Origin of the sequence: Segatella copri (assembly GCF_003465495.1) — a bacterium.
Lineage (GTDB): Bacteria > Bacteroidota > Bacteroidia > Bacteroidales > Bacteroidaceae > Prevotella > Prevotella copri_G.
In genome coordinates, this window is the sequence record NZ_QSAV01000001.1 from 61,874 (window position 1) to 86,652 (window position 24,779).

Consider the following 24,779-nt stretch of genomic DNA (forward strand, 5'->3'; position numbering starts at 1 on the left):
TTAACATTCACTTTACCTACATATTACCTAATTAATTATACATCAAAAAATCTAAATTTATAAATTTTCGGATTTTAGGATATAAAATCATCGACCACTTGTGCATAAAAAGAGGTTGAGCATCAAAATACTCAAGCAACATATTAATTTCCGGATTATTCTGCTTATAACATATTGACACCGAATCTCCCTCTTCTGGTTCCCTACCATACTTGTGTTCCCATGCCCCATAACGAGACACACCTTTATATTCCTTCCCCTTAATGCTAAAAGAATAATTTATATAATGATTACCTTTACCCGTATGAACGTCATGGACAACTCCTTGAACCAAGGAGCATTCCTTTTTAAGTTCCTCTCGAGCATATTCATCACGATAGAACGAAGGCGAATCATATAAAAACAGTATAACCACATCAATCAAAAGAAGTAACAACGCACGCCACAAAACAGACAACCAATAACAAAACCTTTTATATAATTTTACAAATATTTTTCTCATAATATGCTTATATTTAATTATCGTTATTATAATGATCAGATGTACCATAACATACATCTACACCGACTTGTTTTGCCCGAAATAGCTATATCTGTTGTTGTCTGGATTGGCAACAATGGAGAAGTTACTTCCTAGCACCCGGAATAATACTTTCTCCAACCCGAGAAGATATTCTTTCCGACATGGAGTATAGAGAGCGCCCTTACTTCACGTAAGGACTCTCTAGCATTCCTAGATGAGTAGGTTTATACCCACCAAGATTTATGAGTATTTTCTCAAATACAATACCAGGCTGCATAGGACGAAGCCTCAAGGTGTGTTCAGCCTTCCCCGTGTTTTCTACAGCCATCCTCACCTTCTTCTCTATGATGCGCGATGCGGCTGTAGGATACATCAAGTCGTACTTATGCTCCCAGTTCAGATTCTGATTCAGCCCTACAATCTCTTCCTTGCCACCATCCAGCGACACTGCCACATAATGACCACCCAGCACAAATGGCATCACTGCATCAGTAATAAGATGTACATCCACCGAATCCATATCTGCCTTAAATCTCATCTTATAGGTAAGATACGCTCCTGCTGTTGGCTGGGTATATGGGAAGAGAGCTATACCCGACTTCGTCCGTCCTAAACCTGGGATGAGTCTCCACTGCGACTTCTCTGATTCAGCAGGTGTCAGTGAGAAGAGATGCTCTGCCTCCATCACCACCATGCCGCCATCTTGCTCGAACACGTAGCCTGTACTAGGCTGCGTAACGGCAAAAGGGGTACTCTGCTGAATGCGATATACCATAGGCATAACTTGATGCTGCGGGGCATGCCAGTTTTGATAGCCGATATGCACTTGATCCATCATGTGATTCCACTTGCCATTGGCGATATGGTGATTATAATTGTCGCAGAGCAAGGAGTCTCTATTGTAACATTCCTCCACCCTATCTGCCCATGTATTAGCCTCAATACGTCCCTCACGATAGAGTTGCTTGTTCATCGCCAAAGAGTAATACATATCATAAAGATTAGCCATGCCCTGTATTGGGAAGAGAACCAACTCTTGATAGGCATCCTTCGCAGGCTCATCCAGGGTGATATACTGACGCAGGGCTCGTGCCTCCAAGGCCAGGAATTCATCCCGTACGCCCTTAAACTCTCCCGTCTGCAAATTGTATGTCTTGTCATCCAGCAATTCGGCTTGCACCCTAGACGCATATCTTCCATTGCTCATCAAGAGACGAGCAACCTCTTTCGCCTCTTTATCACCAAACTGCTGGGCACAGAATCCCTGTGCATATTGCTCCAGGTTGCTGGCATCGAAGGCATCGGGATTCCATGCCATGTTCATAAAAAAGTCGATGGCAAACTCATGGGGCTTGATATCACCGACATTGAGCATCCAGAGTTTATCCACACCATGTTGATAAGTGGCTTGCAGTTGCTCCCACATCTCGGCGATATGCGACATGGTGAGCCACTTGCTGGCTCTCGGCGCACCATAATAGCCTACATGATAATACATACCATAGCCGCCCTTGTGGAAATTTTTCTTTCTATCAGGAAGTCGGCGCACATGACCGAAATTGTCATCGCAAAGCATCACGATGACATCATCGGGCACCTTGAGTCCCTGGTCATAATAATCGAGCACCTCACTGTAGAGTGTCCAGACCTGTGGGGTCTCGGAGGCTGGTTTCCTGGTGACATCAGCTATGATTTTTCGCTGTTCCGAAATGATTTGTTCCATCAGCCGGAAGTTAGCCTCTCTACTACCTGCATCGGTCATCGGACGGTCTTCGTCACCTCTCATACCGATGGTCACGAGCTTGTCGTAACCCTTGCTATTCTCGATTCCCTCTCGGAAGAAACGCTTGATGGCATTCTTGTTGGTCAACCAGTTCCATTCACCGTTGCCATAGTTCTTCTTATGTCGAATCCACTCTTGCTGCGAGCGTTGCATCGGCTCATGATGCGAGGTACCCATCACGATGCCATACTCATCAGCCAGCCGGGCATTCTCCGGATCATCCTCATTGAAGCAGTTGCCCTCATACAGTCCGTTCTCATCCTTCAGGATAGGTACCAAAGGCTTGTATTCCTTGAACGAGCCCCACATGGCAGGCCAGAGGCAGTTTGCCTTGAGGCGAAGGAGGAGTTCGAAGACATGGGCATACATCTGGCCGTTCATGCCCCCAAACTTATTTCTAGCCCAGGTGGTCATACAAGGGAACTCATCATTGATGAAGAAACCACGATATTTCACCTTCGGCTCTCCACTCTCCACGGAGCATGGCTTGGCAAAGACCTCCTCATGCCTGGCTATCGGCGCATCCGCCCACCAATACCAAGGCGACACCCCCATCTGTCGGGAAATCTCGTAAATGCCATAGATGGTGCCACGCATATCGCTACCTGCCACCACCAAGGCACGCTCCATACCCTTGGCAGGATGATCAATGGTCTTGATGACAAAGCTCTCCCACTTGCCCTTGAGCGAACGCTCTGGCAAGATGCCTTTCTTGGCAAGGCGAGTAATAGCTTCACTCACTCCGTATGTACCAATGAGGATGGGATAACGCACCACATCCTCGCCCTGGCAGCACACTCTGGGTGAACGACCCGACACGGTATAGATATCCTTACGCAGGTCTTCCGCTGCTCTTTTCACACCTTGTTTTTCGTGAGCATCCATGCAGATACCAGACATCTGAGAGGCGGTGGAAATAGGAAATGCTCCCCCTTGCTGTCGGAAGCTGATAAAGGAATCAGCCATTGTTGTGAGGGCAAACATCACAAAACAACAGGCCAAGAGAGGCCTTGACCATGGAAAGTTGATTTTCGTTGTATTCATCATTATGATTGTTAATTCGTTTAATGCTGCAAAACTACGAAAAAACAATCATAATGACTTTACTAGATGTTCCAAAAACTTTATTAAGTTTGTCTTACCACACATACCTACTGTTTATTGAGGCACTTGCCCCATTCTTGAGTAGAATATATGCTAACATATACTTTTCTACAATTAATTCTTCACAAGTCGAACTCCATAAATCTGACCAACCTGTTTTCCCTTATGGGCCACAAACTTCACTCTTACTTCCTCCTTGCCCTTAACAAACTCAGAAGGAATGGCATAATCAACGGTCTTAAACTGGGTGGTGCGCCAACGATGACTGTTGTTTACACTTGTCAGAAGTTGATTGTCAATGTAGATATCAAACTCACTAGTGCGCCACTCATCCTGCCCCCAGAACTTAAGTTGGAGACTAAGATTACTCTCTCCTTTAGTCTGCATCAGATAGCTGAAGAAATGTCCATCCTTCGCATCGCGGAAGAAGACACCTTCTGTATTGCCATGCTCAGTAGCATCAGCCTCCATGCGATGGTCAGTCTCAGGCTGCTGCTCTCCCGGACTTACCTTATCCACAGTTCGAGCCTCCAATTCCTGACTTTCCCTCTCCTCTGCAGCCAACTTCTGCATATAATTCCTATATTCATTCTCACCCAAAGCCAACCAATACATCATGTAGCGAGAATCATGAATTTCGAAGAAAGGCTGTAATTCACCTTCGATGGCATTCTCCATATGGGTACCAAGTTTAAAGTGTAATGGCTTGCCAGAAATAGGCTTCAAGTCCTTCGCAATATCGTTGAGATGTTTTGGCAAAAGGATTGGAGCCTTGTTTAGAGGCAACTTTTTTCCACCGGCATACTGTCCGAAACGACTGTCATCTGCTATGAGCGAACGCATATCCTCCGTTCCAGTCTTCATGCCGAGCAGGATAGGACCATACATGATTGCCACATACTGAGGCACATTGACCATCGGTTTGATGGAAGCGTGCATAGGCATAGAGATTTTTAACTTATCTCCTTTCTTCCATTTTCTTTTGATACAAACAAAACCATTCTCCTCATAACTGTTGATATCGAAGCCAACACCTGTCACGGTGAAGTTGTCACACCAGGATGGCTTGCGAACTTTCAGGATAAAAGTCCCTTTACCCTTGGTTACTTCTATGACAGATGTTTCTGCATAAGGAAAGGCAGTCTGCTGGCGAAGAATCATTTTTCGATCCTTCCAATTCAATTCGGAAGCCACGAAGAGATTCACGAACAGGGCATCATCCTCTGCCTTCTGCCCCTTATCGTGCGTCCAGACAAACTGTCCGTACTTTCCGTGGTCTTCCATTCCTGTTCCCACGCAGCACCACATCGCCTCATTAGGAGCAGAATAATTGCGGTAATGACGAGGACGGGCAGAAGTGAAATAGACATAGCCACCATGTTGCGGATGCTGGGCAGAGAGGATATGGTTGAACATCGCAGTCTCATAAAAGTCACCATACATTCCAACAGGTTTCACTCGATTCAAGTCCTCTGTCAGTTTCAACATATTATAGGTATTGCAAGACTCCGGACCATCGATGTCGTTGATATAGTCTATACATGTTTCCTTAGTAGGAAAATGCTCACGCCGACTGTTTCCTCCCAAAGCCAGCGAACGCTGACGTGTCACAATTTCCCAGAAATACTCGCTGGCATTGTGATATTGCACATCATGAGCCAACTCAGCGATGCGCTGATATCCGATAACCTTCGGAATCTGTGTATTGGCATGCATATTGTCAAGACAGTCCTTGCCTTCTTCCATTGGCACCAGCAACAGCTTGTGAGAGAATCGGCGTGCACAATTCAGATATTTCTGCTCTCCGGTAATAGCGTATGCATCAGCAAGCACCTCGTTCATGCCTCCATGCTCGTTGCCGAGCATTTTCTCCATCTGTTCGTCGCTCAAATCATGCGTTATGTCCACAGCCCAATCGCAGAACTTCAGAAACAGATTCTTTGCCTGTTCATTTCCACAATAGAGCCATGCATCACGAAGTCCTGCATACATCTTATGAATGTTATAGAAAGGTGCCCATGTTCCGAAGTAAGGTCCAAAATCTCCTTTACTGAAAGCCGTCCACATCTTGGCACTATTCGGAACACCACCGATATAGTTATGGCACCAGGCGTCATGGCGCTGATTGTTGGCATCAAGCACCAGCTGGAGTTCGGATATCATATATTCCATGCGCTTGCGGCATTCCTCATTGCCTGTGGCTGCATTGATGGCAAGAGCCGACAGATAATGTCCGCCCACATGTCCGTCCAGTCCATCCCAGTTGGGATAAGAAGGTTTACGAGGCTGCAAGCCAGCCTCCTTGCGATAAGGGGCCAGCATGCGGTCGCAATCATATTTCAGGAGTACCTGCACGTTCAAGTCGCGAGCATGCTTCAATGGTCCGTCAAGAAGGGTGATGTCGCCCAGCGGGAACTCATCCTTATAAAGTTTATCTTGCGCCACAACACCCAAGGCAGGCGCAATGCTCAGCAGAGCGATCATCAGTAACGGCTTTCTGAAAGCCAGGATTTTCGTTGTATTCATCATTATGATTATTTATTCGTTTAACGCTGCAAAATTACGAATAAACAATCATAATGACTTATTTTAGTGTTTCAAAAACTTTACTCAGAGTATCTTGCCGCATATTCCGTAGGCGACATACCGAAATATTTCTTAAATGCAGTGGAGAAATGACTGTTATTGGCAAATCCCACCATATATGAAACCTGCGTAATGTTGATTTTATGCTCTCTTATCAATCGGGCAGCCTCATTGAGACGGATGTTTCTCAAGAACTCGCTAGTAGGAACACCGGTCATTTCCTTCAACTTACGATGCAGCTGAGTACGGCTTACGCCCACCTCATCACACATCTTCTCTACATTGAAGTCAGAATCGCTCAAGTTCTCGTTCACTACCTTCATGATACGCTCCATCAGCTCCTCATCGTAGCCTTTCACCTCTACCTTCTCCACCTTGTCATCCTGCTTCAGAGCTCCAGTGAACTTACCCTTCAGGCGACGTACATTGTCGATGAGATTGTCTATCGTGAGATGAAGTTCCTCCAGGCTGAATGGTTTTGCCAGATAAGCATCAGCTCCTAGCTTAATACCCTCTAGCCTATCGCTGATTTCCGATTTGGAAGTAAGCATGATTACTGGCACGTGGCTGATATTGGCATTGCCCTTGATATTTCTAAGCAGCGTGATACCATCCATCTCCGGCATCACCACATCGCTTACCACCAAGTCGAAATCACCAGAAAGCAGCTGCTTCAGCGCCTCCTTGCCATTGTTGCAGATTACAAAGCGATACCAGTCACTCAGTTCCGACTTGAGATAACGGCAGATTTCGATATCATCATCCACTAGCAGGATTTTACTGTTTCTGCTAGCCGCACCTCGCTGCTGTTTCTTTCCGGTACCCACATTGTCCAAACAAATCTGATTATTCTTGAGATGCTCTTTACCCAAAGGCAATTCTATGATGAAACAGGCACCGCTCGTTCCGTCCTCTCGGTTGCGTGCTGTCACATCGCCACCATGAAGCCTTACGATGGATCGGCATAGATTCAAGCCGATGCCCGAACCTCCCAGATGCATATCAGCAGAATTCTTTCCCTGATAGAAGCGTTCAAACAGGGTTTTGGCATCATCGTTCTTTCCCAATCCCTTGCCGCTATCAATCACATACAGGAGCACCTTCTTATCCTGCTTCTCAATGCGGAAGATGATTTCACCGCCATTAGGCGTATATTTAAAGGCATTAGACAGCAGATTGGCTATCGCCTTATCCAGTTTATTACGATCTATCCATGCATTCACAGGCGTCTCTGGCATCTCCAGCCTGATATTAATACCACGCAGATTGGCATTGTAAGTGAAGAGTGAAACCAATCCCCTCGAAAACTCCACCAGGTTGGTTTCCCTGCACGAAAGGTTCATCTGATGCTTGTCCAGGCGTCGCTTGTCGAGAATCTGATTCACCAGGGTGAGCAGACGCTGTGCGTTTCGGTCCATGGTATCAATATCTTCATGATACTCCTCAGCATTTCCCAATCGCTCCTTCAATTTCTTCAGAGGCTCCATAATCAGAGTAAGCGGCGAACGGATATCGTGGGTGGCATTGATGAGGAACTGCATCTTAGCCTCTTCAAGATCTCTTTTTTTCTTGTGCAGATAGATAAAGATGACAGCAGCCATAAAGCCGAGAACCAGGATCAGATAGATAAGCTTAGCCCAAACTGTGAGATACCAAGGTACCAACACGTTCAGTTTTATCACCTTATTGTATATAGAGTACTTACCGTTGCAATAGGTACGCACCTCTATACGATAATGTCCATACGACAAACCAGTGAAGTTAAAGCTATTGTCGCCAGCCGCATTGCTGATCCATTTGCCCCCGTTGATGCGATACTGAAACACGATGTTACCCACGCTCTGATAATCAAGCAGGGAAAAATTGAGCACTATCGACTTGAAATCAGACGGAACACTCAGATTATCTCCGATAAAGGGAGCCATCTTTCCATCAAGCAACACCTCCGACAGATAAATGGCAGACATTTTCTCATTATAATCCTTTACCTGAGAAGGTCTAAAATAAGTCAATCCTTCGGAGTTTCCATAACAGATAACCCCATCCGGTGTAGAACCTGCTACTCCTGCCAGATATTCCTTGGTCAAGAGTCCGTTACCCTTTTCAAAAGAGAAAAACAACTTAGCTTTACTAGAATAACACCAGATACCCTGCGCAGTACTCATCCATAGGTTTCCCCAGGCATCCTTCTTCAGCGAATAAATTCTCAATCCGCTAATACTCTCGGAATGAGGCCAAGGGGTAGTCTGCTGATTTTTCCTGTCATAGAGATAAAGCCCCATCTCTGTGGCAATAGCAATCTTACCATCCGACAGTTCTAATGTAGAATAGCACGTTTTACCCTCTAACAAAGGCCGAGAAAGAATGATGTCAAAATATCCGGTTTTGGTATCCATGCACGACACACCATTGGTTGTAGCACACCAGAGCCATCCCCGGGAATCTAACCTGATCTCCGATATCCAGTTATTGCAAATGGTTTTGTGTGGACGCTTATCATCCATCAGATATTGCGTCATCTTGCCACTCTTTCTATTCCATACATAAAGTCCGTTGCCCGGGCTCGTAAAATAAATATTACCAGCAGCATCTACCTGCATACCATCTAGAGAAAGTCCATTGGCTGGCAGCAACAACCGGTAAGTCTGATGCTTCCAATCATACTCATAAATGCCATCACGGCCATATACATAAACTTTCTTCCGAAAATCCGAGTACACTTTGATTGGTCCTGCAGGACTTTGTAGTAGCTTGGTATTGCCCGTCTTCTCATCCAAGAGATACAACCCATGATTTTTGACCACAAAAAGCATCAATCCGTCAGCAACTCCCACTACAGACGAAATGGTTTCCATACCCCCCCCCCTAATTCATCCAAAGAAACCGGATGGAACACATTCTTATCATTATTCGACAAGAAAAGTCCTTTCATATAGCATCCATACCACTGATTACCATCTCTATCTATCAGCAAATCGCTGATATGCGCATTATCAAAGATAAACGATTGGTTATTCAACTCCACCCGATAAGCCTTTCTGCTTCCATGCGGTATCTTGAAAGTTCCATCTCCCGAAGTACCCAACCATAAATTGCCATACTTATCCAAGGTAGCTGCGCTGATATATCCTGCCCCCTGATGAGCTGAAAAATCGAAATCGTAGCGTGAGAAGCTATGCGAGGCATAATCATAGCGCATAATGCCGCCCGTATGCGCCACAAAGAACCCCTTCTTGTCTGTGGCATATAATTTACGGATGCCAAACAGACCTTTAGGTTCATATACACTTACCAGTCGGATAGACTTGCCATTGTATTTATATTTTCTCAACACCTTTGTATGATTAGCCTGCCACAGATATCCCTCAGCATCAAAGAACAGCATAGCAAAGAAATTATCCACAGAATTTGCTGATTTCCTTGAAAGGCGAGTAACTTTACCTGTAGTCATATCCAACCTATAGGCACCATACCCGGCTGTACCTATCAGGAGATTATGCTTTCCATCCTCAATAAGAGAAGTTACTCTTATCTTCTCATCTTTCTTTTCCAATACGATATGCTGGAAACTATTGGTAAGATAGGAATATTTATAGAGTCCACGATTTGTTGCCACAAAGAGGAACTCTTTGCTGTAAGGATAGAGCTTTACGATTTCATTATCCTGGATGGTGGTGGTATCAGCAGGATTGCAAAGATAGGTACTGAATTTATAGCCGTCAAAACGATTCAGTCCATAATTCGTACCCACCCAAATGAAACCATACTTATCCTGTATGATACATCGAATCAGGCTACTCGACAGGTCGTTTGATGTATAAAGTCGTCCAGAGTTGGCATAAGAAAAGGTTGCCAACATTTGCACGAGACAAAGAACTCCAAAAAGTAAAAGACGCTTCATAGGCTTATGAATGAAATATACAAAATTGTTGTTTACATGATGAATGATGCAAAATTATATAATTTCTGCTAGAAAAAAGAAAGAAAGCCCAAGAATTTGCATCCTTTACCTGTTTTTTTACTCAAAAAGTTACAAGAGATAAAGTTTATAATACGATATACTCAAAAAGAGGATGCGTCATAAGTTTATGATTCACCCTCTTCTTGTCGTTGGAAGAGACAGGATATGTCGTTGGAAGAGACAGGATATGTCGTTGGAAGAGACAGGATAAGTTGTTGGAAGAGATAGGATATGTTGTTGAGACAATCAGTATCGTCGGTCGCACAACAGCTGTTGTGCATGCGGTGACCAACTGTTATGCACCAACTATTACCCAGTTTACTATTTTTTGATTACCTTTCTGGAAACCTTCTTACCATTGGCAAACTGAATCTGCTCTATAACCAAGCCCTTAGTCTGAGCGCTGATGCGCTGACCCGCCAAATTATAAGTTGTGACAACACCTTTTCCGAAGGCATCGGTTGTACAATCAGTGATACCCGTACCGGTATCCGCCTTTCTAATCTTCACATTACCCAAGATAACCGCAGCCCAACCAGAGGACATGGTGAAATAAAGTTCATAGTCACCTTCTTTCTCTATAGTGAAGTTCAAGAAGTGAGCCAGAGAGCCTTTCACCACCTGGTTAGAATTTTCCTTCAAGTTGCCTTCCGAGTCCAGGTTCTGTTCCAACAAGACTGATTTATTGTCGCCAATGCCGACGATGCCTGCATCGTAAGCGACGGCACCATTCTCAGAACCATCATTCCAATAAGAAGAATTGAAAGAAAGCTGGTATTTGCCTGGGACCAAATGCAAGCGATGTCCATCATACAAGCCATAAGAGAGTTTGCACTGGTCGAAATCACGGGCACTCAGATAGAAACCTGTATTGAAATCACCTCCAGCCACGAAGTCCTTGATGCGGGCGCCACCTGTATTGGCAGCACCGTTTGCCTTCTCATCACTCCTACTACCATCATTCATACTATTCACACGCTTCCATCCCGCAGGCACACCTTCTCCTACATTGATGACCTCATCCTCCCAGTTATCAGAAAAAAGCACATCACCCTTCGACTCGCCAGCCTCTTCACTATCAGGAAGGTCGAGCTTATATCTTTGGAAGAAGTTCCAAAGTTCACGGGTAGAATAGACAGCATTAGGATCGTCGGAGTGCCAATGTCCTTTATCATCAATGGCGATGAGCGTAACCTCCGTACCATCCACCTTATTAATATAGCGAGTACGAGTGGCAGCTGCATAACTCATGGTTGCAGGATAAGGGCGAATCACCTCTGGATTATCCACATCACAACCTTCATAAGCAGCCCACTTCTTGACATAATCGTCAATCCTACCATAGCCACCAGCGGCATGGTTTGGATCGCCGCCCCATTTCACGACATCATCTCCCGTGCCATGGATGTGCATAATAGGCACATGGCGTGGAGCCACAGGCTCACGATAATCGACAGGGATACCACTCACAGGACCAAAGGCTGCAACTACAGTTCCCAATTTGGTCATACAATGATAAGTCATCATTCCGCCCATGGAGAAGCCAGAGATATAGATGCGATTCTTGTCTACCTTATATTTCTTCTGCATCGTCTTCATGATGGTTTCGATAAACTTGACATCTCCCGAACCCGAAATATCCCAGAAGTTACCGTTTCCCTTAGGATAAACTACCAGAATTTTTGCCGTATCAGCCACCTCGTTCCAATGAGTCTGGTTCATTTGAAAATTGGGATCCTGGTTTGCTCCATGCATAGAGATAACCATCGGAGCCTTCTCAGGCAAATCGGCAGGAACATACACCAGCATCTCTCGGGTAGCAGTACCCACCTTGATGGTCTGTTTCTGTGGTTGCTGCTTATAGCTATGCTCTACAGCCAGTACCTGCAAGCAGAAGACACAAAGCAAGCAAAGCAAGAAAATTGTTCTTTTCATTTTCAGTTAAAATTATCAGTTATACGATTATATGTTATTATAATTGTCTGTTGTTATGACACATAAAAAAATCGGCAAAGTATCTGCTGGATTCAACAAATACCTTGCCGAACATCAGAACTAGGGACTAATCCCTAGTTACACAAAAGGAGTAAAATTTCTGCCATTACTTATTCATTACCTTTACTACCTTACCATTCTGGAACTTCTTGATAACAAGGCCCTTGGCATTGGCTGCTACCTTAGCACCAGCAGCGTTGAATGTTGCAACCACTGCATCATTTGCTACATTAACGTTCTTGATACCAGTTGCTCCACCTCCGAGATCCTCAGGAAGGGTATTGTAAAGGTAGATTGAAGAAATAAGGATAGTACCGCCCCATGAAGCCTTGATAGTAACCAAGTGGGCAAAATCATCAGCTGCAGGTTCTTCACCAGGTACAGTACGAACCAAATCTTTCTTTAAATCAAGAACAATAGCTCCTGTATTTTTATCAAAAGCTTTGTTATTGATTTCAATCATACCTCCATTAGCCTGCTGACCATCCTTAACGGTACGGTTGAACATGAAACGAGGCATGGCAACTTCACCTTTATCGTTTGTGCTACCTTCACCATAAACTACCATGTAATGATAGTCTGACAAGTCGGCATAGATTTTCTCAGCCACTGTAGATGTACCTAGGATAACAGAACCTGGAGCACTTGGATTCTCTGCACCCACATTCCATTCCATATAAACATGCTCATCAGTTGGCATTGCGTCCTTTGTGAGACCATCCCATACGTGGAACATGTCCTTAGTCAATTCAACACCCTCATCTGCACTCTCTTCCTGTGCAGAAGCTGAACCAAAACCAGCAAACAATGCTACGGCTACCATAGCCAAACTCTTAATTGTTGTGTTCATAATTGTAAAAATTAAAATTGTTATTAATAACTAGTTATTTATAAATCTTCTCCGTATAGGTCTTACCGCTACGAAGATAAACTTTCTTGATACTGATACCCTGCTTGGCTGCAGATAAGCGCATGCCTTGCAAGTCGTAATACTCTACATGGTCTACCTGGTCGGCATCAGTGGTTACACCGGCGATACCCGTCAAGGCACCCTTGTAGTTCAGGCGGACGCAATCGAGCACAGCTCTCTTTCCGCTCACATAGTTAACCGTCATATTTCCCTTGGCATCAGCGATGTCCATGTCAAACTCCACTTCCGACCATTCCTTGTTGGAAGAAGCATTCTTTGGCAGTGTAACCTGCTTGGTCTGATTGCCACAGATGACTTTGATAACAGCATCTCCCATGGAAGCCTGATAGCGAATAGCCACCTTGTAATTACCTGGCTTGGTAACAGGAATGTAGCCACGAACGGAAGCCCCCTTCTGGGTACCCAGGTTCAAGCAGCCCTGACCATAGTATCCACGGAAACCGTTGTTCCAAGCGTTGCCATAGCAACCACCCACATTCTTGTAATCGAAGTGTTCAAACTCATACTGCATCTCGCCTTCGTAAGCTTCTGGAGCAGCAGGAGTCTCGATGACAGCAGCAGTCACATCAGAATCCTTCAACTTTCCTGGAGTCTTGGTGCCCTTACAGTTATCGATGGTCAACTCCAATGGACCATTATGCTTTACATAAACCGTGAACTGACCATTTTTCCACTCGCTGGTAACAGTACTTGCCGAATGCTCGGAATTATCCTTCCAAGAGATAGTAGGCTGAGCACTGGCTCCCACCACAATGATGGTATCAGTCTGCTGGGCATACTCCGGAAGATTCTTGTCATCCTGCAATCTGCCATCACCCACACCATAACGAAGTCCATCCTTGATACGGTAGTTCTGCATGTAGAGACTCAACTTGTCTGAATACTCACGCATGTGAACCAAAGAATATGGAGCGAGGTTCATCTTAATCTGGCTACAGGTATTGTAGGCAGGTTTCAATGTACCCTTGGCACTGCGTCCATTGTTTACCCAGTACTTACGGATATATTTCATACCACGATTTGGGGCAGCCAACGGAACATGCTCCTCATTATACTGATAAGGGTTGTAGCAAACCCAGGTATTCTCCAGACGCGAAGCATAGATATCACCCGTATATTCCTGTTTAAAGAGCTTATTCATATAAGCCTTCTTGCTGGTTACATTACTCCAGGTAGGGTTGCTGGCATACTCGCTGCTCTTGATAGCCACCTGCAGTTTCTTGGCTTCTTCGTCGATGAGATCATACACCACAGGGATGGCAGGATAACGTCCTGAAACCTTCAACCACCATTTGTTGTTCACGGTGGAGTTAGGCCATTGTGTGCCATTGTCATCCTGCTCGCTCCGATAGAGGCCATCATACAGTCCGCTAGGCGAAACGTATGCTTCCATCTCGTTCTGGCTGGAATAGATATTCTTTGGCTTGATATCATTCTTCACACAAATCTTGGTACGCTCAATCACCTCGCTGCGAGATGGAATTCTGATGGTTCCATCCAGAATCTTGCGGAACATATCGATGTTGATATTTTTAAAGTGATTGAACCAAGCCCAGTTTCTGCGGGTATAACCGTCAGCAGTCTTGGAAGTTTCAATCTCACGCAGGTTATCAGTCGTCACCAACTCAGGACCGTCAATCACCGTCTCACCTGTCAATGCCACATGCTCCAAGATAGGAATGGCACCACAAGCCTTAGGGAAATCATTGTAATACTCCTTCAGAAATTTTGAAGCATCCGAAGGGTCCTTGATGGCATTGCCATTCTCATCCAGTTTATCTTGTTCTTCCATCCAGCCGCAGATATCGAAACGAATACCATACTGGCCGGCATATCCACCCAGATAAGCACCCAGACAGTTGCTCTCGATATCATAGAAACCATTCTTCATGGTGTACTTCTCGCAGCAGATGAAATGCTCCTTGTCGGTAGAAAGCAGTCGGTTCATCTCGGCATTACGCTTCATATAAGCCACGGGCATCATATTGGCAGAATAGCATGCCTGCGTAAAACTCACACAAAGATAGCCGCCATACTGATGGGCAAACTTCATGAGATGGGTAAAGAGCTCCAGTCGCTTCAGGAAAGTAGGCGTATGAACGGTTCCGTTCTCACGCTTACGATCCTCGTCAAATCCCCAGAACTGCTCGGCATAGTTCCATCCAAGAAAGTTTGGATAGTTCTTATAGTAGCTCTCATAGAGTTCCAGGTCGTCGTCATCAAAAGCGCTGCATCCGCCGCTGGCAGGCTGAATCATGGTCCAGACGCGGTTCTCGGCGCATACCTTCATCCATGAATCTACCACCTTCTTACCATCCGCACAGATACTCTCCGTAGCAGAGAGCGAGAGGTTGAATATCACGTAAGGCTTGATGTCTTCCGGTACCATATTGATGATGGCTTGCGGATTCGGAGAATTCCATGTGTCGATATGGATAATCCATGCCGGCTGGGATGGCGAGATAACTCTTCGCAGGGCAGGCCCGTCATGAGCCTGCGCCACTGCGAATGTCAGTATCCCAAAAATAAATATAAATAATCTTCTTACCATTTTATTTCTGTTTTCTGAAGTCCATTAACCACACCCACGTAAGTAGGTAGGCGATTGAAATGATTCCACAATCCTACACCCGTAGTGCCCTGATTGATAGTAGAGAAAGATACCCCATAGAGTTTGTCGCCCAACACATCCTGTGCCTTGTTCAGGATATAGGCATAGAGTTCAGCCATTCCCTTGTAATCCTCGAATGTAGCCATGCTCTGATCGGCTACTGTTCCGTTGGCATCAGCCAGGTATACGTTCATATCAGAAAGACGAATCTCCAGACCTGATGCTTTCAGCGTAGCAAGAAGATTGTCGATATTCGCCTTAGCTTCTGCCACAGAACTGCTATTGTATGGCACGTCGAGCTTCACATCGATGCCTTCAATCTGTGCACCAGCTTCATTCCACTGCCTGATGTAGTTGATGGCAGCCTCGGTCTTCTCGGCATCCGTCAGCAGATTTTCTTCACTGTAGAACAGTTTGGCATCTGCCTTCTTTGAATGGATCTCCTTGCATACATCAGCCACCCAGTTCTCATCCAGATAGTCGTTAGGATAGAATTCATCAGTAGCTCCCATGTTCTCTGAAGACTTCAGAGAGTAGAAGAGATCTTCTATCAGGTTAGAAGCCACATTCCATGCCTGCACCTTGTCTCCATAGTTCTGCATAACGGAATCAACGTAAACAAACATAGCCTTCTTTACATCAGCAGCCTTCTCTTCTACAGGACGAGGTTTATAATAACCCGGCTTCTGATATGGAGCGTAAATATCAATATTGTCAACATACACCTGCTGAGGAACAGCCCCCTGACCAATTACCAGAGAAATGTTGGAAGATTTCATATCATCTGCATCAAAGGCCTCAGTAAAGTCAATCTTTGACAAATCCACCATGAATGTTTCCCAAGTCTTAGCCTTGGTAGGAACACCGAAGTTTCTCAGCTCCTTGGCTTTGTCACCCACCTTTACTCTGATAACCACATTCTTCTTGACATTTGATGAATAATAATCAAAGGAGATGGTCTTGATAGTAGACAGCGAAGCTCCCTCTGGTAGATTCACTGGGAACTCGATGAACTTGGCAGCCTTCTTGTTGAAGAGCGACTTTCCGTTTTTTCCTGTCGGATCCTTTGCCACTTTGGAATTCGTGTCAGTTCCGAAGACATCACCGATGGCACTGCTTTCGAAATCATACTTCTGATGGAGATCCACATTCTCACCATCTACCCAAATATCCTTAGTTGCCTCTTTCATCACGGTCAAATTCCATGCGTTAGGTGCAAAAAGGGAAGCTGTAGGAACGAGTCCTGCGGCAATAGCAGCACCAACTTCATCTTTTGAAGCATCGGCACTGACCGTACCATCATCAGCAACCACAGCAGCATGGGAGAAGCCATCTACGACATTCACTTCATTGAAGTTGGCCAAAACGGTACTAAAGCTAGTATTGGCAGCTTTCAAATCTGCAATGGTCAAGTTAGCTCCCAGCTTCATGCCCGTATAGTTCTTCAGAACTTCATAACCTCTGGTAAGGTCAGCCATCGCTACGCTCTCAGGCTTATCGCCGGCAGGGTAGCTTGTATCGAAGTCCTCCGCACAACCAGTGAGCAGCATGGAAGCTGCTGCACTGGCCAAGAGGATATTATGTATTTTTTTCATAATTCTGATATCAAATTAAAAATGTTCTTACTTCTCAGGAGTGAAAGTCTTGAACCCAATGCCACGATTGCGGACCACCATGGTATCTGTGGTTTCAACCGTACCCAAGGCATCGCTCTTGATGTTGTAGTTCAAATAGAGAGTGTTGCGCTTAAATTCGCCCAAAAGCTGGTCGTTCTTGACAAACTTACCATTACCCGAAACCTGAACGCCCTCACTGCCGGAAGAGATGGTGCAGTCATCGCCGTTGAAGGTCATCAGCACGTTCACCGGATGGCTTTTGCCACTAGCATCCTTCACTTCCACAGTCATCTGTGCCTTGTACAAGCCTTTGGTCACCACCTTGATTACCTCAGCCTTCTCTATATATGGATAAGCACGGTGAGATTCCTTGCCGTTGCTCACATCCTTACCCTTGCGAAGATAAGTGGCAGTCCAAGGATTGACGAACTTCACAAGGCAGAATGTAGTATTCTTCGACTCCAGCACCTTGTCAACTCCCTGAGCCTTGGTCAGCTTCACAGGAATTACGTAGCCCTGCTCATAGCTCTTGTCATCGTTGAAGAACGCATCAGTAAGCTTCACTCTTACGCCTCCCAGCTGCTGTCCCTTGGCAATGACAAACTGGTTAGGGTTCTCTATCTCATAGTAAGTGGATGGCATCACCTGGATGGCAGCGCCATTGATTTTATAGCCATCACAAAGACTGGCATCAGATATATAATCCACGGTAACGTTATTATTGTTGCCATAACCACCGGCACAGTAGGCCTTGATGTTGATGATGTGGTTGTTATCGTCGGTAAGGTCAGCTTCCTGATCCTCACCCAGCTCCACGGTGCGCACATAACCAGCATTGGCAAAATAGACAGCAGTTTCTCCGTCATATCCAAATTCCTTGTTACCGCTCTCGCAGGAAGCGGTCATCAACAAAGTCATGGCAGCAATGCCTATTGTATTTAATAACTTAAAACTTTTCATTTTCATTATCATTTTTAACTGGTTTATTTCCATCCCTTGTTCTGATGGAGATTAGAGTACTTCAATGCTTCTGAATATGGAATATAACCATAGTTCATATAGCTATCGAAATGGCGCTCTTCTACATTTGGCAAGATGGTAAACGTATCGTTGTTCCAATCGATGCCCTGTACAGATGTCAACTTGTCCAACTGGTTCCAGCGACGCAAATCCCAGAAGCGGAATCCCTCGAAGCAAAGCTCCAGGCGGCGCTCGTTGCGAATCAGCTCACGCATCTTAGCCTGGTCGCCGGCACACTCGTCGAGATAAGTGTCGTCTGTCAAACCTGCACGGTGGCGGATTGCCTTGATCACATCGTATGCTGAGTAAGCATGTGTACCAGGGTTCTTAGGTCCCCAAGCCTCATTGGCAGCCTCAGCATAGTCGAGGAAGAACTCGGTGAAACGTGCCTTGCAGCTATACTTGGTTACCTTAGATGTGTTGCTAGGATTGCAGTTGGCAGTCATGCGCAACATCTTCTTCATATAGTAACCGGTGCGGGTAGAAGCATCACGGCGGCCGATACCGTCATCGCCAGAAGAGCTACCCGTCTTGATTACCTTGTTATCAACTCCCGCTGTGGCTCCATTATAGATAATGTATTTAGCCAGACGAGGGTCACGGTTGGCGTATGGATTACTCTTATCATATTCACTGCGTGCATCGGTGATAGGATAACCCTTGGCATCAGGGAAGGCATCTACCAGATTCTGGGTAGGATTGGTTCTGCCGCTTCCGTAGAGTGATGGAGGGAAATTGTTCTTCTCGTCATCAATCTCTTCTGCATTCTTGGTACTGCGCCAGATGATTTCAGGAGGATTGGAACCAGTCTGCAAGGCTTTCATCTCTGCATCGTTGTCGTAGTAGGTAAGACCTGTAGAAGGCAAACCTGATGGACCGCCTACATAGTCAACCACCTCGGCAGCTGCATCAGCAGCCTGTGCCCAGGTTACATTGTTCTGGGCAGGATCCTGGAAGGCAGGGCTTGCAGCAAGCAGCAAGGTACGAGCCTTGATGGCACGCAGAATCAGTCCGTTGATCAGCTGGCGTGCATTCTCGCCCATCACCTTATTATATATACCCATCTTGCCATCCTTGACAGATGTCACCTCAGGCACATTCAGAATGTCATCATACTTGGCTGGCACCTTGTCGTCGCTTGTCACTGGCTCATAATCCATAGGCAGCAGCTTGTCAGCCTTCTCGATGTTCGCCAGGATGAAATCTACATGCTCCTGGAATGTCTTGCGAGGCTGGTTGAAATCAGCATCCGTTCCTACAAATCCGTCAAAGAGCTGTGTGCCGAGCAACTTTCCTTCATTGTCAAATCCGGCATGGGCACGAAGCAGATAATAGGCATGGGTAGCCAGAAGTCCGTATGCCTCACCTGTCAGGCGTCGCTGCATCAGCTTGTTCTCATTGACATTCTTCAGGAACCCGATGTTCGAAACGTTTGAGTTCAGGAAGATATACAAATACTGCATGGAAGACAGGTCGCTGTTCCAGCGACCCGTAGGGTCCCAACTCTGAACGGTCCATGAGCCCGTGGCATACTTAGACCAGTTGGCTCCCTTCTCATTCGTCACGGCATCATCCGTCGCTACATCCGTTCCTGTGCCCACCTCGTAATTTGGCAAGTTACGGTAAGCGGTGAGCACGAAGCCCCTGGCCATGGTAGGATCATTCTCCATCTCGTTGATGTCCTTCATGTTTTCTGCAGCAGGAGTAAAGACATCATCACATGCTGTCAACAATGCCGCAGAAGCCAATATCATGAATATATTTCTTAATTTCATAATTCTTTATTGTCTAATTTTTCAATATCTAAGATATGATTTCATCAGCCTTTAGAACATCATCTTCAAGCCCAGGTTGTAGAAACGGCACTGTGGTGAACCATAGCTGGTTTCCATATACTTGCGATGCTTGCTGATGGTGAGAAGGCTCTCGCCCAATACGTAAACACTCATACCCTTCACTACCTTGTTCTCAAACCACTCTTTTGGCATATCGTAGGTCAACTGCACCTTGTTGAGGTTGAAGCAGTCTGTGCTGTAAAGCCAGAAGTTTGAGTTGCGGAAGTTGTTGGTATTATCCTTGGCTGTCAAACGTGGATAAGTAGCGGTAGCGGCTGTCTCAGGTGTCCAGCGTCCACGAACCACAGAGGTATATTTCTTCTGGTTGTAAATCCAGTCGTTGCTCTTGAAAGCCTTGGCACCCATCTGACCTGTACCGGCGATGAAGAGGGTAAACTGCTTCCAGTTCAAGGTGATGTTTACACCATAGAAGAAAGGAGTTGCACCCCATCCATACTTACCCATCACCTGCTGGTCGTTGCTGTCAATCTTGCCGTCACCGTTGATATCCTTGTACTTCAGGTCACCAGCCTTGATTTCACCGAAGGTATGGTTTGGCACGAAGTTAGGATCGTCCTTGTCGAGGTTTGCCTTCATGTGGTCCACATCTTCCTGTGTGAAGAAGCCTTCGCAGACATATCCGCGCATCACGTCGAGAGCCTGACCCTGTGCATTCATGTAGCTATATTCGTTTTTCTCCTCACGCTTGTTAACCTTTGAGTCGAACACCATACCTGTGAGTCCGAGCTGTGCCTTCACCTTGCCGATGTTCTTCTTGAAGTTTACGGCGAAGTCGAAGCCCTGTCGCATATCCTCGTTGTAGTTCAGGGAGGTGATGAAAGAACCGTCACTATTCATCCATGAAGGATAGATGGTTGCAGTTCCCGCAGTAAGCAAGCCCGAAGTAAGCTGATGGAAATAGTTCATGTCGAAACTTACGGTACCATTGAGGAGTGAACCCTCCAGACCTACTCTCCATTCCTTACGCTTCACGAAATCGAGACCATAGTTGCTACCACGCTTAGAGAGTGTGGTGTGAGTTCCGTTGCCACCGCCTTCGTTCCAGGTGTAGTAACCTCCCTTCACTTCATAGTATCCCTGGTAGAGATAATAATCAGAGATATCGATATCCTGGTTGAGCACAGAGTAAGAAGCGTTCAGCTTCAAATCGTCGAAGCAAGGAAGTGCATTCTTGAACCATTTTTCCTGACCGATTCTCCAACCCAGTGTTCCTGATGGAGAAAGAGCGTTGCGATGACCCTCTGCCAGCTTGGATGAATGAACCAGGGCGCCGCCAAACTCAGCATAGTACTTCTGAGCATAATTGTAAGCTGCTCGAAGGGCAAGGTTGGCATTGGTGGTGCGGTGGTAAGAAGAACCCTTTACGCCAGATGAACTCTCATGGTTCTCGTCCACGGAATTCGACTTGGAGTAACCCCATCCAGCCAAAGTGGCATTTACGTTGTGAACTCCGCCAAAGGTATTCTTATAGTCAAACTGAGCACGGAAGGTGGTGTTCTGGTAATATTTCGATGCACCGATATACTCGGTCGTACTGCTTGATTCCTTACCATATTTCTTCAGGCCGATAATCATGTCCTGTCCGTTCACATTTGCCCAGGTAGGCTCATAAACGGCATAGTCGAGCTTGTAAGCCTCAGAGTAGTTGTTCCAGTAGTCGATGCTGAAAGCAGTCTCGAAGCTCAATCCCTTGACCCACTGATCGAAGTCGGCCTTTACACCCACATCAAAGTTGAAGGTACGGGAGTGATTCTTCACGTAGCCGGCAGCAAGCGCATCACCAAAGAAAGTAGACTGGTTATCGTTGTTGCCACCCAGCAGATACTGGCCATCGAGCACGTGGAATTTAGAGCCTGCTATCATCTGCTGCAAGGCTGAATTGTTGGCATCCATCATGGAGATTGGCAACAGACCGGAGTACCAGTTAGGACGCATGTTGGTAGCTGTTGACCAGTAGTCCTCAGGACGTCCGCGATAGTTGTCCGTGATGTTGATGCCTACATTCACGTAAGCACCCAGCCAGTCGGTGATGGTAGCATCAATGTTAGAACGCACGCGGAAGGAATTATCTTTGTCCTTCTTATGCTCGCCAAACTTCACCAGACTGTTGTTGTAGGTCATGCCCAGGTTGGCATAGTATCTGGCAAATTGGCTACCGCCCTTCACCTCCATCGTAGCATCCGTACGGTTGTTGAACTTGCGCAGGTAGTCGCTGCTGTAGAAGTCCATATCAGGATAGCGGTAAGGATTGGTACCTGCAGCCGTATTGTAAATCTGCTCCTTAGAGTATTTCAGCGGCTGTGTAGGGTCATCATTGGTCATCGCCTCGTTATAGAGCGTCATATACTCAGCCGCACCCAGATATTCAGGATAAGCCTTAGGTGTATAGATGCCCGTATTGACGGTGGCGGCGATGCTCAATGGCTGCACCTTACCACGCTTGGTAGTGATGAGGATTACGCCCTTGGCAGCCTTGGCACCATAGAGTACTACGGCAGAAGCGCCCTTGAGCACGGTAACCTTCTCCACCTCGGTGGCATTGATGGTGCTAGCCTCACGGGGAACTCCATCTACGAGAACAAGTGCACCCTGTCCCCAAACATTTCCGTTATAACCACCAATGAGCGACTGAAGATCATTGAGTGCATTGGCGCTGTAGTCCTTTTTCAGCAGCTCTTCGACATTCACCTCGCTGACACCGCCCATCAGGTCAGCCTTGGAAACCTGACCGAAAGCCACGTTTACCTTGGTAGTGTCGGCCATTTCCTGGGCGCTTGCCACACCACTGGCAACTAGCATGGAAGCTAGCGCCAATGACATTCTCTTATTAAATATATTATGTTTCATAATAAATTCTCGAATTGTTTAATTATTCCCAACCAGGGTTCTGAGAGAACTCAGGATACATCTTGACATCCTTTCTCAGGAATGGGAACCAGTAATGCTTTGAAGTAAACTTACGGGTAATCAATGGCTCCTCCTTCAGGTTGAGCACGTGATTTTTCTTTGGATCGTCGTAGCGGTCAACATCCTTCTGGTCGGCTGCACGGTCGAAGTAAACAGCCGTCTTCTGGGTGTAAGGAGCCTTGTCTATCAGGAGCCAGCGGCGAAGGTCAGTGAAACGGTGTCCCTCGAAAGCCAACTCTACGGCACGCTCACGGCGAAGCTCGCTCATAAAGCCATCCAGATTGGTAAGATACTCATCAGCAATATTATCCACATGCGCACGGTTGCGGACGATGTTCACGGCATCCACGGCACTCAGATTGAATGCCTGGCTTGATTCCTTGTAACCATAACCCTGAGCCACCGACTCGGAATACATCAGATAAACATCTGCCAGACGAATCATGCTCAAGAGTACGCGCATAAACTTAGCACGTGCACCACTATCATCAAAATCATTACGGTATGGATCACAGAACTTCTTCAGGCAATAACCCGTAAAGCAGTCCTTGGCAGGTGTTGCCGTACGATACTTTCCCCCCGTATAAAGAGAAGCATACTGCACATCTGCATCTTTTCCTGCACTCTTCACACACTTCACACCATCATAGATGAAGAGGTCGTAGAAGCGAGGGTCACGGTTCTTGAACGGATATTCCGGATCATAGCCGCTGTCGGGATCCTTCTTCGTGATGTCCTTGATAGGCTTACCGTTTGCCATACCGAAGTAATCCACATAGTTGGCAGTAGGATAAACCTTGATACCAGCCTGAATAAGGCAGGTAGGACGGTAGTCTGTCACCTGATTCCAGATCCAGTTGTTGTTACTTGAATTCTCGTAGAAGATAGCCTCTTTCTCACCAGGAATCTTTTGACCCTGATCATAGGTATAGAAGATATTCATGTAATTTTCATAAGAAGACAGCTGGTAAAGTCCTGTTTCCTTGTTGATCTTCAAAGCCTCGCCGAATGCCTCAGCAGCCTTCTGGCAATACTCCTTATTATATCCGTTAACATTCTTGAAGTCAGGATTCTCCTTGCTTACTTCATTCATCAGCGGCGAACCTGCCCACAAGTAGTTCTTGCCCAGGAAGCAGAGAGCTGCTATCTTGTTAGGACGGAACTTGTTCTTGCCCACGTTCTGCTTACCCACGGTTGTTTTATCCCAATCTACAGGCAGCAGCTCAACAGCCTTCTTGAAGTCTTCGGCTGCCTTGTCGGCACATGCCTGATAGGTGAGGCGTGGATAGTTGAACACGGCAACAGATGGAATCAGGAAGTCGATGTATGGAATACCGCCCCAATACTGCATAATCTGGAAGTGGAAGAATGCACGGAAGAAATAGAGCTGACCTGCAATCAGGTTCTTCTCTTCCTGGGTAGCATCTACCAGGTTGCCCAGATTTTCCAAGCCCAGGTTGGTGGCATAGATTCCCTGCCAGCACATACCCCAGAGGCGCCCCTTGAAATCGCGGTTCACATCATGATTGCCGTCCAGGTCGATACCCGAATGGAATGGAGAATACTGCACCTCGTCCCATGCCCAATAGTTTCCCTGGTCGATGGCATTAGTGAGCATACGGGTCTCTGATGGCTGCCAGTATTCATCCTCGCCATAGTTCCAGCAGCCATGATACCAGGATGTAGATGCGAGACCAGGGATGTCGTTGTAGCACTGCTCCAAGAAACCCTGAAAGTTGGTATAATTCTTATATGGCTCCGTTGGGGCAATATCACTGCCCGGTGCCTTGTCAAGGTAATCAGTACATGATACTGAAGAGAGAGACAGGGCTGCCGCAAACAGCAATGTATATATTTTATAAAACTTTTTCATATTTACGATTCAT

General features: G+C 46.1%; 13 protein-coding genes. All 13 read right to left on the minus strand.

Annotation, left to right across the window (positions count from 1 at the left end; translation table 11 throughout):
* Positions 1-31: 31 nt before the first annotated feature.
* A complete protein-coding gene (locus DWV53_RS00225; protein WP_147468702.1) occupies positions 32-502 on the minus strand; it encodes a hypothetical protein in 471 nt (156 codons plus the stop codon).
* 202 nt (positions 503-704) lie between these two features.
* Positions 705-3,272 (minus strand): glycosyl hydrolase 115 family protein, encoded by a 2,568-nt coding sequence (locus DWV53_RS00230; RefSeq protein WP_259318869.1) that lies wholly within the window; start codon positions 3,270-3,272, stop codon positions 705-707.
* A gap of 252 nt (positions 3,273-3,524) precedes the next feature.
* Entirely contained in the window at positions 3,525-5,939 is a 2,415-nt protein-coding gene (locus tag DWV53_RS00235) for a glycoside hydrolase family 127 protein (protein ID WP_301331695.1), read from the minus strand.
* 77 nt (positions 5,940-6,016) lie between these two features.
* Entirely contained in the window at positions 6,017-8,851 is a 2,835-nt protein-coding gene (locus tag DWV53_RS00240) for a response regulator (RefSeq protein ID WP_118150816.1), read from the minus strand.
* Positions 8,830-9,855 carry a ligand-binding sensor domain-containing protein gene (locus DWV53_RS00245; protein ID WP_181992358.1) on the minus strand — a complete coding sequence of 342 codons (1,026 nt, stop codon included), beginning with the start codon at positions 9,853-9,855 and terminating at the stop codon, positions 8,830-8,832. Before DWV53_RS00245 ends, DWV53_RS00240 begins: the two co-directional genes overlap by 22 nt.
* 423 nt (positions 9,856-10,278) lie before the next feature.
* Positions 10,279-11,892: an alpha/beta hydrolase family esterase gene (locus tag DWV53_RS00250; protein WP_259318870.1), complete on the minus strand. Its 1,614-nt coding sequence runs from the start codon at positions 11,890-11,892 to the stop codon at positions 10,279-10,281.
* Positions 11,893-12,058: 166 nt separating this feature from the next.
* Positions 12,059-12,802 carry a hypothetical protein gene (locus DWV53_RS00255; RefSeq protein WP_147468703.1) on the minus strand — a complete coding sequence of 248 codons (744 nt, stop codon included), beginning with the start codon at positions 12,800-12,802 and terminating at the stop codon, positions 12,059-12,061.
* 34 nt (positions 12,803-12,836) lie between these two features.
* Positions 12,837-15,434, minus strand: coding sequence for a glycoside hydrolase family 98 domain-containing protein (locus DWV53_RS00260; RefSeq protein ID WP_118150823.1), 2,598 nt, complete (start codon positions 15,432-15,434; stop codon positions 12,837-12,839).
* A complete protein-coding gene (locus DWV53_RS00265; protein ID WP_118150825.1) occupies positions 15,428-17,089 on the minus strand; it encodes an endo-1,4-beta-xylanase in 1,662 nt (553 codons plus the stop codon). The genes DWV53_RS00260 and DWV53_RS00265 overlap by 7 nt, the downstream gene beginning before the upstream one ends.
* Before the next feature lie 27 nt (positions 17,090-17,116).
* The gene (locus tag DWV53_RS00270) at positions 17,117-18,070 is read right to left on the minus strand and encodes a DUF5627 domain-containing protein (RefSeq protein WP_181992359.1); all 954 of its coding nucleotides are present in this window, start codon (positions 18,068-18,070) and stop codon (positions 17,117-17,119) included.
* 23 nt (positions 18,071-18,093) lie between these two features.
* Complete coding sequence (locus tag DWV53_RS00275; protein ID WP_118150828.1) at positions 18,094-19,905, minus strand: RagB/SusD family nutrient uptake outer membrane protein; 1,812 nt, start codon at positions 19,903-19,905, stop codon at positions 18,094-18,096.
* 51 nt (positions 19,906-19,956) lie between these two features.
* Entirely contained in the window at positions 19,957-22,806 is a 2,850-nt protein-coding gene (locus tag DWV53_RS00280; RefSeq protein WP_259318871.1) for a SusC/RagA family TonB-linked outer membrane protein, read from the minus strand.
* A 49-nt stretch (positions 22,807-22,855) separates the two neighbouring features.
* Positions 22,856-24,766 carry a RagB/SusD family nutrient uptake outer membrane protein gene (locus tag DWV53_RS00285; protein ID WP_118150832.1) on the minus strand — a complete coding sequence of 637 codons (1,911 nt, stop codon included), beginning with the start codon at positions 24,764-24,766 and terminating at the stop codon, positions 22,856-22,858.
* Between the last annotated feature and the right edge of the window lie 13 nt (positions 24,767-24,779).

Bases quoted from the DNA above. Each gene is read 5' to 3' on its own strand.
- DWV53_RS00225 (WP_147468702.1), bottom strand. From the start codon at position 502: ATGAGAAAAATATTTGTAAAATTATATAAAAGGTTTTGTTATTGGTTG.
- DWV53_RS00280 (WP_259318871.1), bottom strand. From the start codon at position 22,806: ATGTCATTGGCGCTAGCTTCCATGCTAGTTGCCAGTGGTGTGGCAAGC.
- DWV53_RS00275 (WP_118150828.1), bottom strand. From the start codon at position 19,905: ATGAAATTAAGAAATATATTCATGATATTGGCTTCTGCGGCATTGTTG.
- DWV53_RS00230 (WP_259318869.1), bottom strand. From the start codon at position 3,272: ATGGCTGATTCCTTTATCAGCTTCCGACAGCAAGGGGGAGCATTTCCT.
- DWV53_RS00265 (WP_118150825.1), bottom strand. From the start codon at position 17,089: ATGAAAAAAATACATAATATCCTCTTGGCCAGTGCAGCAGCTTCCATG.
- DWV53_RS00285 (WP_118150832.1), bottom strand. From the start codon at position 24,766: ATGAAAAAGTTTTATAAAATATATACATTGCTGTTTGCGGCAGCCCTG.
- DWV53_RS00250 (WP_259318870.1), bottom strand. From the start codon at position 11,892: ATGAAAAGAACAATTTTCTTGCTTTGCTTGCTTTGTGTCTTCTGCTTG.
- DWV53_RS00240 (WP_118150816.1), bottom strand. From the start codon at position 8,851: ATGGAAACCATTTCGTCTGTAGTGGGAGTTGCTGACGGATTGATGCTT.
- DWV53_RS00235 (WP_301331695.1), bottom strand. From the start codon at position 5,939: ATGATGAATACAACGAAAATCCTGGCTTTCAGAAAGCCGTTACTGATG.
- DWV53_RS00270 (WP_181992359.1), bottom strand. From the start codon at position 18,070: ATGAAAAGTTTTAAGTTATTAAATACAATAGGCATTGCTGCCATGACT.
- DWV53_RS00255 (WP_147468703.1), bottom strand. From the start codon at position 12,802: ATGAACACAACAATTAAGAGTTTGGCTATGGTAGCCGTAGCATTGTTT.
- DWV53_RS00245 (WP_181992358.1), bottom strand. From the start codon at position 9,855: ATGTTGGCAACCTTTTCTTATGCCAACTCTGGACGACTTTATACATCA.
- DWV53_RS00260 (WP_118150823.1), bottom strand. From the start codon at position 15,434: ATGGTAAGAAGATTATTTATATTTATTTTTGGGATACTGACATTCGCA.